This is a genomic window from Pseudomonas sp. SMSB3 (genome assembly GCF_052041965.1).
Lineage (GTDB): Bacteria > Pseudomonadota > Gammaproteobacteria > Pseudomonadales > Pseudomonadaceae > Aquipseudomonas.
In genome coordinates, this window is the sequence record NZ_JBKGGV010000005.1 from 78,039 (window position 1) to 89,172 (window position 11,134).

An 11,134-nucleotide genomic window follows, 5' to 3' on the forward strand; every position below is an offset into this window, starting at 1 on the left:
CCAACGGCCTAGAACCTCGACCCAGGCTCGAGCAAGAAGTCCATCTCTTCGCTGGTGCTCGGCCGCCCCAGCACCAGGTTGCGGTGCGGGAAACGGCCGAAGCGGGCAATCACCCGCTGATGCTGCTCGGCGTAATCGAGAAAGCCTTCGAACAAGCGGCGGCTGTCTTCAGGCTGTTCGGCGAGCAGCATCTGGTAGCGCTCGACGCACAGGTTCTGCCAGTCCAGCACCTCGGCATGCTCCAGCACCAGCAGCACGAACACCCGCTGGATCGGCAGCAACTGGTAATCCCAGTGCTTCTGCAGCCCTTGCATGGCCACTACCTGGGCACGCCGATCACCCTCGAAGGCGCGCGGCGTGTCGCGATAGAGCATGCGGGGCAGTTGGTCGAGCAGAATCAGCAAGCCGAGCCAGCCTTGCGGGCTCTGCTGCCAGTCTTCCAGCCCGCCGGCCAGGGCGTGCTCGACCAGCTCGCCAAACAGCGCCTGGGCCTCGGCATCATGATGCTTGCCGAACCACAGCGTGCTCTTCTCGTCAGCCACGGCCTGGGCACTGGTGCCCCAGCCGAACCACCATTCCAGCAACGGCTGCCAAGGTGCGAGCATGACTTACTCCTTGTGGTAGGCGGTAACGCGCTCGACCTCTTGCTTCGAGCCGAGAATCACCGACACGCGTTGGTGCAGGCTCTCTGGCTTGATGTCGAGGATCCGCTCGTAACCATTGGTGGAAGCGCCGCCAGCCTGTTCGATGATGAACGACATCGGATTGGCTTCGTACATCAGGCGCAGCTTGCCCGGCTTGCTCGGCTCGCGGGCATCGCGCGGGTACATGAACAGACCGCCGCGGGTCAGGATACGGTGCACGTCGGCCACCATCGAGGCGATCCAGCGCATGTTGTAGTTCTTTTTCAACGGGCCGGTTTCGCCTGCCAGCAGCTCGCCGACATAACGCTGAACCGGGGCTTCCCAGTGGCGCTGGTTGGACATGTTGATGGCGAATTCAGCGGTGGTTTCCGGCACCTGGATGTTTTCGTGGGTCAGCACGAAGCTGCCCAGCTCACGGTCCAGGGTGAAGCCCTTGACGCCATTGCCCAGGGTCAGGATCAGCATGGTCTGCGGGCCATAGATGGCATAGCCGGCGGCGACCTGCTCGGTACCTGGCTGCAGGAAGGCATTCTCGTTGAGGGTTTCGTTCTGGCTCAGGTATTCGTTAGGGCAACGCAGTACCGAGAAGATGGTACCGACCGAGACGTTGACGTCGATGTTCGACGAACCGTCCAGAGGGTCGAAGACCAGCAGGTAGGCACCCTTGGGATAGCGGCCCGGAATCTGGTAGGCGTTGTCCATTTCTTCGGACGCCATGCCGGCCAGGTGACCGCCCCACTCGTTGGCTTCGAGCAGGATGTCGTTGGAAATCACGTCCAGTTTCTTCTGGACTTCGCCTTGCACGTTCTCGGTGCCCATGCTGCCGAGCACGCCGCCGAGGGCGCCCTTGGACACGTGATGGCTGATCTCCTTGCACGCACGCGCCACCACTTCGATCAGGAAGCGCAGATCGGCAGGGGTATTGTTGCTGCGGGTCTGCTCAATCAGATAGCGACTCAGGGTAACGCGGGACATGTATGGCTCCGAAAGGAAAGGGGGAGAAAAACCCCCGCAGTTTACAGTGAGAGTTGCAGGCTAGCGAGCAAAGAGACTCGACTTGCGGGCGTGAGTTCAGCAAGCGCCCGCTCAGTGGTCGATTGCCCCGCACGCCCTCGGCCAACCACGCAGCCCTTTCGCGACGCAAGGGTGCTGCCACAAAAGTTCGCGTGCCTGATCAATCCAGAGCTTTCCAGATCTCGGTCGCGTATTCGCGGATGGTTCGGTCAGAGGAGAACCAGCCCATGCGCGCGGTATTGAGCACCGCCATGCGCCACCATGCCTGCGGATCGTGCCAGAGTTCGTCGACCCGGCGCTGGGCATCCCAATAGGCGTCGAAATCGGCGCAGACCAGGAAGCGGTCATAGGCCACCAGCCCGTCGATCAGCCCCGCATAGCGCGACGGATCGTCTGGCGAAAACACCCCGCTGCGAATCGCCTCGAGCACTTCGCCCAGCCGGCTGGACCCAGCGATTGCCGCACTGGCCCCGAAATCGCCAGCGCGGCGCCGCGCTTCGACCTGTTGCGCGGTGAGGCCGAAAATGAACATGTTGTCCGCCCCGACCTGCTCGCACATTTCCACGTTGGCACCATCGAGCGTGCCGATGGTCAACGCGCCATTGAGCGCGAACTTCATGTTGCTGGTACCGGAGGCCTCGTAACCCGCCGTGGAGATCTGCTCCGACAGGTCGGCTGCCGGGATGATGCTTTCGGCCAGGCTGACGTTGTAGTTGGGCAGGAACACCACCTTGAGCTGACCGCGCACGGTCGGGTCATTGTTGACCACCCGGGCGATGTCGTTAGCCAGCTTGATGATCAGCTTGGCCTGGTGATAACTGGCCGCGGCTTTACCGGCGAAGATCTTCACCCGCGGCACCCAGTTGGTGCCAGGGTCGTTGCGCATGGCCTGGTACAGCGCCACGGTGTGCAACAGGTTGAGCAACTGGCGCTTGTACTCGTGGATACGCTTGACCTGGACGTCGAACATCGCCTCGGGATTGACCGTGACGCCGATGCGATCCTGGATGATGCTGGCCAGGGCGCGCTTGCTGTGCAGGCGCTGGGCGGCGAACTGCTTGCGAAAGCTCGGTTTGTCGGCGAACGGCAGCAGATCGGCCAGGCGGCCCTCGGGGTCGTCCTTGAGCTGCGGCCCCAACGCATCGACCAGCATCTGCGTCAACTGCGGGTTGGACTGGTACAGCCAGCGGCGGAAGGTGATGCCGTTGGTCTTGTTGTTGATCCGTTGCGGATAGAGCTTGTGCAGCTCGGCGAACACCGTGCTTTTCATCAGCTGACTGTGCAACGCCGACACGCCGTTGACGCTGTGCGAGCCCAGAAACGCAAGGTTACCCATGCGCACACGGCGGCCGTTGTCTTCCTCGATCAGCGACACCGCGCGCAGCACGTCGAAGTCGTGCAAGCCTTTGGCGCGCAGGCTGTCGATATGGTAGGCGTTGATCAGGTAGATGATCTGCATGTGCCGCGGCAGCATGCGCTCCATCAGCGCCACCGGCCAGGTTTCCAGCGCCTCGGGCAGCAGCGTGTGATTGGTATAGGCCAGTGTGCCGACGGTCACCTCCCAGGCGGTATCCCAGGGGATTTCATGCTGGTCGACCAGCAGCCGCATCAGCTCGGCAACGGCAATCGATGGGTGCGTATCGTTGAGCTGGATGGCCGCTGCATCCGGCAGATTCAGCAGGCTATCGTGCATGTTCAGGTGCCTGCGCAGCAGATCCTGCAGCGAGGCCGAGACGAAGAAGTATTCCTGGCGCAGACGCAGCTCCTGGCCGGCTTCGGTGCTGTCGGCCGGGTACAGGACCCGTGAAATGCTCTCGGCCCGCGCCACCTCCGCTACCGCCCCCAGGTGGTCACCGGCATTGAAACGCTCCAGGTGCAGCTCCTCCAACGCCCGTGCGCGCCACAGGCGCAGGGTGTTGACACTGGCGCCGCGCCAACCGACCACTGGCGTGTCATACGCCACCGCTCGCACCGTCTCACCCGGCGTCCACACCTGACGCTGTTGGCCGTGGGCATCTTGCACGGTCTCGACACTGCCGCCGAAGCTGATCGGGTAGATCACCTCGGCGCGCTCGAACTCCCAGGGGTTGCCGAAGTCCAGCCAGTTCTCGGTCTGCTCCTGTTGCCAACCATCGACCACCGCCTGGCGAAACAGGCCGTGCTCGTAGCGAATGCCGTAGCCATGGGCAGCGATGCCCAACGTCGACATGCTCTCCATGAAGCAGGCTGCCAGGCGTCCCAGGCCGCCATTGCCCAGCGCAGCGTCAGGCTCGAGCAGGCGGATACGCTCGAGATCGACATCCAGGCCCTCGAGCGCTTCGCGGGCGATGTCCAGCAGGCCGAGGTTGCTCAGGCTGTCGTAGAGCAGCCGACCGATCAGAAATTCCAGGGAGAGGTAGTACACACGCTTCTGGCTGCGCCGATAGGCCTGGCGGGTATGGTCCATCCAATGCACGACCATGTGATCGCGCGCCGCCAGGGCGATGGCTTCGAACCAATCGTGATCGAAGGCGTGCTCAGGGTCTTTGCCGACGGCATAGGTCAGCTTATCGAGCACAGCAGCGCGAAAATCCGCGACTTCGGCGTCACGAGCTTTGGGTTCCTGAGACATGGGGCATCCTCGGGCAAGTTGACGAAAGCGGAAAGAGACAATAAAGACTAGACGCTTCGACCCGCCATGGCAGCCAGTGTTCGTCTTTTCATCAAGCGTGCTTCAATCGCCAAAAGGTTGTTCACAATTTGAGCAACTCCGGTATCATCGCGCGCCCTACACCGTGATTCACCCCCATACCGATGAAAACGACCCTGATCGCCGCCGCCGAAGTCGACCGCCTGGAGACTTGGCAGCGTTATGCCAGCCACATGTGCCATGGCTGCCATTCGACCTGTTGCACCCTGCCGGTAGAGGTGAAGATCAAGGATCTGATCCGCATCGGCGTGGTGGACGAATTCGAGAAAGATGAACCGCCGAAAAACGTCGCCAAGCGCCTGCAGAAAGAAGGCATCATCGAGCGCTTCAACCAGAAGTCGGGAATTTTCACCCTGACCCGGATGAGCAACGATGACTGCATGTATCTGGATCGCAAGAGCCGACTGTGCACCATCTATGACAAGCGGCCGGATACCTGTCGTAATCACCCCAAGGTCGGGCCGCGGCCGGGGTATTGTGCTTACAAGCCGAAGGTGGTTGGGCGGTGATTCACCTTGTGAGTGAGGGCCACGCATTCACCTTTTGATTGAGTGAGGGCCGCGCATTCGCCTTGCGATTGAATGAGGGCCGCCGGGCGCATGCCTTGGTTGTGAGGGTGTGGCGGATATCGAGCGCCGCCCGCGCGGCGCATCGCGAGCTGCGCTCGCTCCTACGTTTGTTTCGGGCCAGTAACGCCTGTGACAGACGCGCGCGGCCGCCTTGAATGAGGGCCGCCGGGTGCATGCCTTGGTTGTGAGGGTGTGGCGGATATCGAGCGCCGCCCGCGCGGCGCATCGCGAGCTGCGCTCGCTCCTACGTTTGTTTCGGGCCAGTAACGCCTGTGACAGACGCGCGCGACCGCCTTGGATGAGGGCCGTCGGGCGCATGCCTTGGCTGTGAGGGTGTGGCGGATATCGAGCGCCGCCCGCGCGGCGCATCGCGAGCTGCGCTCGCTCCTACGTTTGTTTTGGGCCAGTAACGCCTGTGACAGACGCGCGCGGCCGCCTTGAATGAGGGCCGTCGGGCGCATGCCTTGGCTGTGAGGGTGTGGCGGATATCGAGCGCCGCCCGCGCGGCGCATCGCGAGCTGCGCTCGCTCCTACGTTTGTTTCGGGCCAGTAACGCCTGTGACAGACGCGCGCGACCGCCTTGTTTGTACGACACGATATCCTGCCATGCGCCAAGGCGTACGCGCGCAAATCCCACAGGAATGATTGGCCCGAAACACGCAAATCCCACAGGAATGATTGGCCCGAAACAAACGTAGGAGCGAGCGCAGCTCGCGATGCGCCGCGCGGGCGGCGCTCGATCTCACAGGCGCTGAGAATGTCGAGGCGGACCCATGGTGGCCCACCTGCAACCTAAAGACAGGCGCATCCCAGCACCATTCCCACTCGACCGCCAGACCTTTCCTACAAACCCGGTCTAGCGATCTCACGCCCTGCGAAATACCCTACAAACCCTGTCGACGCGCGTCTCGCTTTCCAAGTCGCTGAAAGGTTCAGCGAACGGGTAAGGGTCTGCGCAGGCATCCCCTGCCAGGACGCCCGCGATCAAGCCTCGGAACTGCTGGGTTGCGCATTGGCCCAAGCCCTGCTGAACGACGCCGGACTGGGCATGCCGCACTCAACCAACTGCTCACGCACCGTCCGCCGGGAAGCTGCGGCATACCCCACCGTGATCGGTCGGCGGATGCTGTGGATAGGTCTGTGGTAACACGCTGACCGGGGTGGTGGCGATGAAGCCATCAGCGAACCTCGCTTCGACGAACTGTGCCTGCCACCCCATGGCCGGCGCCGTGCGCTGCAAAGTGAATTGCTGCTGGGGCACCAGCGTCTCGGACTGATAGCGCACCCCACAGTTATAGCGAAAATCGCGGTCATTCTCGTTCTTCGCCGTCCACACCTTCATTGCCACAGGCTGTTCGGAGAATTCGACGGCCATCTGCCCAGGCGCTGCGCTTGCTGACACCTGCACGCTCGGCAGCGCCTTGCCGTCGCGCAACCGTGTCAGCGCTGGCACCAGGGTGCTGACCACTGCATGCCGCACGCCGCCATGGTCGGAGTTCGGCAATACCCTCAAGCTGGTCGGGCCTGGCAGGCGTTGCTGGTAATCGGTGGCCGGGTCAGGTGCGAAGAAATCGTCACCGCTGGCCGACACCATGTATTTGGGGATCGCCAGACGATGCCCCTTCTCGTTCAAATACTGCATGGGGTCCATCATCGCCATCAGTCGGTCGAACTGCGGCGTACCGAGCTGCTGCATGACACCGGCTCGCTGATACGGCCACAATGCAGCGGGGTAGTGACCGCCATAGCGCTTGCGCAAGCCAAGCAGCATCTGCGAGGTGTCTGCTACATCGATCACGCTGGGCACGATGGCCATCACCCGCTCATCGGCCAGCGCCGTCAGCCAGGCGCTCCAGCCGCGCTTGGAGGCACCGGTGATGACGAAGCGGTCCACCATCAGCCCTTGCTTTTGCAGCTCCTGCTCGGCCAGGTCCATTGCCCGACTGGCCGCTGCTGCCATCGGCACGTGCAGCGGCAGCTCCGGCGCCGCCCCACGAAGCGCATGCGCCCAGGTATGGGCCACGGCGTCATCCTCGCGCAAGGGCTGGTCGGCATCGCTGAAAGTCACGTATTGATTGGGTACATCGCTGATCATGACCACGACCATCTGCGACTTGAGCGCCACTTCGCGCAACGCCTCGCGGCTGAAATCCGGGTTTTGCGCCGGCCCGTGTCGCACACCATTGTTCACCACCAGCAAGGCTTTGCCGGGCGCTGGGTCGCGCGGAATGTGCAGCTCGACATCATGCTGCCATCGACGCGGCTCTGTCACCGGCAGCGGCTCCCAGACCTGCGATACCATCTGTAGCCGGCGCAGCGTATAGCCAGGCTCGGCGACCTGTTCAAGCAACACGGACTGCAAAGGTGCCTGGCGAGCATTGCCGACATGGCACTGGACGATTTGCTGTGCAGGAAGCCCATTGCAGTCTTGCAAGGCATTGGCCTGGAAGCTCGCCATCAGGCAGGGGACGGCGAGCGCTAACCGATAGTTCATGGCTTTGCTTCCTTTTGCAGAAAGCGTTCCACGCTAGGTGGCCTTGCGTCCGCTCACAAGGCCCGAAAGCCGCTGAGAGAGGCGCCCTACATCATCTTGAGACTTGAGCCACGTAGAGCTCACCTACAAAAACGCCCCCGGCCTTTCGACCGGGGGCGTTTTCATTCAGCCTGAGCTAACTCAGTTCTTGGCTTTCTTGGCAGCGCGGGTGCGCTCGCCTTCGTCCAGGATCTTCTTGCGCAGACGGATCGACTTCGGCGTGACTTCGCACAGCTCGTCGTCCTGGATGAATTCCAGGGCCTGCTCGAGGGTGTGGCGAACCGGCGGCACCAGGGCGATGACTTCGTCTTTGCCCGAAGCACGCATGTTGTCGAGCTTCTTGCCTTTGGTCGGGTTCACGCCCAGGTCGTTGTCACGGCTGTTCAGGCCGATGATCTGACCGTTGTAGATCTCCTGGCCGTGTTCGACGAACAGCTTGCCGCGAGCCTGCAGGGTTTCCAGCGAGTAGGTCAGCGCCTTGCCAGTCTCGACCGAAACCAGAACGCCGTTCAGACGGCCGGACATCTGGCCCGACTTCATGGTGTCGTAGCGATCGAAGATCGAGGTCAGGATGCCTGCACCGTTGGTCAGGGTCAGGAACTGGTTACGGAAACCGATCAGACCACGGGCTGGAATGTTGTATTCCAGACGGACACGGCCCTTGCCATCCGGCACCATGTTGGTCAGGTCGCCTTTACGCAGGCCCATTTCTTCCATGACCTTGCCCTGGGATTCTTCAGGGATGTCGATGGTGACGTTCTCGAACGGCTCCTGCTTGACGCCGTCGACTTCGCGGATGATCACTTCAGGACGGCCAACCGCCATCTCGAAGCCTTCACGGCGCATGGTTTCGATCAGTACCGACAGGTGCAGCTCACCACGGCCCGATACCTTGAACTTGTCAGGGGAATCGGTTTCCTGAACACGCAGGGCAACGTTGTACAGCAGTTCTTTGTCCAGACGGTCCTTGATGTTACGGCTGGTGACGAACTTGCCTTCCTTGCCGCAGAACGGCGAGTCGTTGACCTGGAAGGTCATCGAAACGGTAGGCTCGTCAACGGTCAGCGGCTTCATCGCTTCGACCGCGTCCGGGGCGCACAGGGTGTCGGAAATGAACAGCTCGTCGAAACCGCTGATGCAGACGATGTCGCCAGCCTGAGCTTCTTCGACATCCACACGGTGCAGACCGTGGTGGCCCATCAGCTTGAGGATACGGCCGTTGCGCTTCTTGCCGTCGGTGTCGATGGCGACCACCGGGGTGTTCGGCTTGACGCGACCACGGGCAATGCGGCCAACACCGATCACGCCGAGGAAGCTGTTGTAGTCCAGGGCAGAGATCTGCATCTGGAACGGACCATCACGGTCAACCGAAGGCGCTGGTACGTTGTCGACGATCGACTGGTACAGCGGGGTCATGTCTTCGGCCATGTCGGTGTGGTCCAGACCGGCGATGCCGTTCAGGGCCGAGGCGTAGACGACTTTGAAGTCCAGCTGTTCGTCGGTGGCACCGAGGTTGTCGAACAGATCGAAGATCTGGTCCAGGACCCAGTCAGGACGCGCGCCTGGGCGGTCGACCTTGTTGATCACGACGATTGGCTTGAGACCGGCTTCGAAGGCTTTCTTGGTCACGAAGCGGGTTTGCGGCATCGGGCCGTCCTGGGCGTCGACCAGCAGCAGTACCGAGTCGACCATCGACATCACGCGCTCGACTTCGCCACCGAAGTCGGCGTGGCCGGGGGTGTCGACGATGTTGATGTGGTAGCCATTCCAGTTGATGGCGGTGTTTTTCGCCAGAATGGTGATACCGCGCTCTTTTTCCTGGTCGTTGGAGTCCATGACGCGCTCGTCGTTGAGCTCGTTACGCTCCAGAGTGCCGGACTGACGCAGGAGTTTGTCGACCAGGGTGGTTTTACCATGGTCAACGTGGGCGATGATGGCGATGTTACGCAGATTTTCGATCACAAGTGTATCTCGATCAGAGGATTCGGTTGCCGCCCAGTGTAGGCGGCCAATATGTACTGTTTAAGGCTCAGCGGGCCCGGCGGTCGGGAGGGCGATGGCGGATACTGCCGCCATACAGCCCCGGCGTCTTATGTCGGACGATAAACACGCACATTGGCATGTCCCTCACTGAGCAGATGGTGTGCGTGCAAACGGCTCATCACACCTTTATCGCAATACAGCAGGTACTGGCGGTTGCCGTCGAGCTGCTTGAACTTGCTGTTGATGGCATAGAACGGCATGGCCTGGACTTCGATGCCGTCGAGCACCAGCGGTTGGTCTTCCTGGGCATCGGGGTGACGAATGTCGATGACGATCTGCCCTGGCAGGGCCTCGGCGACTTCTTCAACCTGGATATCCTTGCCCAGCTCGTCGATCACATGGTCGATGGAGATGAACTTGGCCCGCTCGATGGCCCGTTCGAGCACTTGCATCTCGAACTGTTTCTCTTCGTGCTCCATGCGGTGACGCTTGGCATGGGTGGTCGGGTTCACCGAGATCACGCCGCAGTATTCGGGCATGTGCTTGGCGAATTCAGCAGTGCCGATCGCGTAGGCCTGGTCGATGATGTCCTGCTTGTGACTGGCCAAAAGTGGGCGCAGCACCAGTTTGTCGGTGGCCGAATCGATGATCGACAGGTTCGGCAGGGTCTGGCTGGACACCTGGGAGATCGCCTCACCGGTCACCAGCGCGTCGATATCGAGACGCTCGGCCATGCGCGCGGCAGCGCGCAGCATCATGCGCTTGAGGGTCACGCCCATGTAGCTGTTGTCGACCTTGTTGAGGATCTCGCCGACGACCTCCTCGAACGGCACGCTGATGAACAGCACACGCTGGCTGCTGCCGTATTTTTTCCACAGGAAGTGGGCGACTTCCATCACCCCAAGCTCGTGGGCGCGCCCGCCGAGGTTGAAGAAGCAGAAATGGGTCATCAGCCCGCGGCGCATCATCTGGTAGGCGGCGACGGTGGAATCGAAGCCACCGGACATCAACACCAGGGTCTGCTCCAGGGCGCCCAGCGGGTAGCCGCCGATACCATTGTGCTGGTTGTGGATCACGTACAGGCGCTGGTTGCGGATTTCGATGCGCACCAGCACTTCGGGTGCCTTCAGGTCGATGCCGGCGGCGCCGCATTGCTGGCGCAGCTGACTGCCGACGTAGCGGTCGACGTCCATCGAGGTGAAGTCATGGTGACCGCCACGCTTGCAGCGCACGGCAAAGCGCTTGCCTGCCAGCTGCGGGCCAAAATGCTGCTTGCACTTGGCGACGATGTCGTCGAAGTCGCCCAGTGGGTATTCTTCGACCTGCAGGAAATGGGTGATGCCCGGGGTGCAGGTCAGGCGCTCGATCATCTCGCGCTGGCGCTTCTCGTCCTCGACGCGGGTGACCACCTCGAGATTGTCCCAGACACCATCGACCGCGAGCTCCGGATCGAGGTCCTTGAGCACGTTGCGGATGTTCTTGGCCAACTGGCGAATGAAGCGCTTGCGCACCGGCCGGCTCTTGATGGTGATTTCTGGAAAGACTTTGACGATGAGTTTCATTGGTTAACAGCGCGCGCAGGGCCTGCCGAAAATGAGGGGCGCGAATTATAGCGGAAATTGCTCAGGATTTGACCAACATTTGATCAGAACCTTGCAGATAAATGTACGCAGGGACTTTTTCGCCGATGGGCTCAGGCCCA

General features: G+C 61.7%; 7 protein-coding genes. 1 reads left to right on the top strand and 6 read right to left on the bottom strand.

Annotation, left to right across the window (positions count from 1 at the left end; all coding sequences use genetic code 11):
- Window positions 1–8 precede the first annotated feature (8 nt).
- The 3 genes from ACLEJW_RS10780 to ACLEJW_RS10790 form a co-directional block, all read right to left on the bottom strand.
- A complete protein-coding gene (locus ACLEJW_RS10780; protein ID WP_145189585.1) occupies window positions 9–605 on the bottom strand; it encodes a DUF924 family protein in 597 nt (198 codons plus the stop codon).
- 3 nt (window positions 606–608) lie between these two features.
- Window positions 609–1,619, bottom strand: coding sequence for a class 1 fructose-bisphosphatase (locus ACLEJW_RS10785; protein WP_145189581.1), 1,011 nt, complete (start codon window positions 1,617–1,619; stop codon window positions 609–611).
- Between the two features lie 199 nt (window positions 1,620–1,818).
- Entirely contained in the window at window positions 1,819–4,269 is a 2,451-nt protein-coding gene (locus ACLEJW_RS10790; RefSeq protein ID WP_145189578.1) for a glycogen/starch/alpha-glucan phosphorylase, read from the bottom strand.
- Window positions 4,270–4,451: 182 nt separating this feature from the next.
- Here ACLEJW_RS10790 and ACLEJW_RS10795 point away from each other — a divergent pair, with 182 nt between their 5' ends.
- Window positions 4,452–4,856, top strand: a complete 405-nt coding sequence (locus ACLEJW_RS10795; protein ID WP_049870388.1) for a YkgJ family cysteine cluster protein — start codon at window positions 4,452–4,454, stop codon at window positions 4,854–4,856.
- A gap of 1,129 nt (window positions 4,857–5,985) precedes the next feature.
- Here ACLEJW_RS10795 and ACLEJW_RS10800 read toward each other — a convergent pair.
- The 3 genes from ACLEJW_RS10800 to thiI all read right to left on the bottom strand — a co-directional run bounded on the left by ACLEJW_RS10800 (window position 5,986) and on the right by thiI (window position 10,994).
- A complete protein-coding gene (locus ACLEJW_RS10800) occupies window positions 5,986–7,410 on the bottom strand; it encodes a PhoPQ-activated pathogenicity-related family protein (RefSeq protein WP_313457985.1) in 1,425 nt (474 codons plus the stop codon).
- Window positions 7,411–7,590: 180 nt separating this feature from the next.
- Window positions 7,591–9,411 carry a translational GTPase TypA gene (gene typA, locus ACLEJW_RS10805; protein ID WP_145191440.1) on the bottom strand — a complete coding sequence of 607 codons (1,821 nt, stop codon included), beginning with the start codon at window positions 9,409–9,411 and terminating at the stop codon, window positions 7,591–7,593.
- A gap of 128 nt (window positions 9,412–9,539) precedes the next feature.
- Window positions 9,540–10,994, bottom strand: a complete 1,455-nt coding sequence (gene thiI / locus ACLEJW_RS10810) for a tRNA uracil 4-sulfurtransferase ThiI (RefSeq protein ID WP_145191437.1) — start codon at window positions 10,992–10,994, stop codon at window positions 9,540–9,542.
- Window positions 10,995–11,134: the final 140 nt, after the last annotated feature.

Bases quoted from the DNA above. Each gene is read 5' to 3' on its own strand.
- ACLEJW_RS10780 (WP_145189585.1), bottom strand. From the start codon at position 605: ATGCTCGCACCTTGGCAGCCGTTGCTGGAATGGTGGTTCGGCTGGGGC.
- ACLEJW_RS10785 (WP_145189581.1), bottom strand. From the start codon at position 1,619: ATGTCCCGCGTTACCCTGAGTCGCTATCTGATTGAGCAGACCCGCAGC.
- ACLEJW_RS10790 (WP_145189578.1), bottom strand. From the start codon at position 4,269: ATGTCTCAGGAACCCAAAGCTCGTGACGCCGAAGTCGCGGATTTTCGC.
- ACLEJW_RS10795 (WP_049870388.1), top strand. From the start codon at position 4,452: ATGAAAACGACCCTGATCGCCGCCGCCGAAGTCGACCGCCTGGAGACT.
- ACLEJW_RS10800 (WP_313457985.1), bottom strand. From the start codon at position 7,410: ATGAACTATCGGTTAGCGCTCGCCGTCCCCTGCCTGATGGCGAGCTTC.
- thiI (WP_145191437.1), bottom strand. From the start codon at position 10,994: ATGAAACTCATCGTCAAAGTCTTTCCAGAAATCACCATCAAGAGCCGG.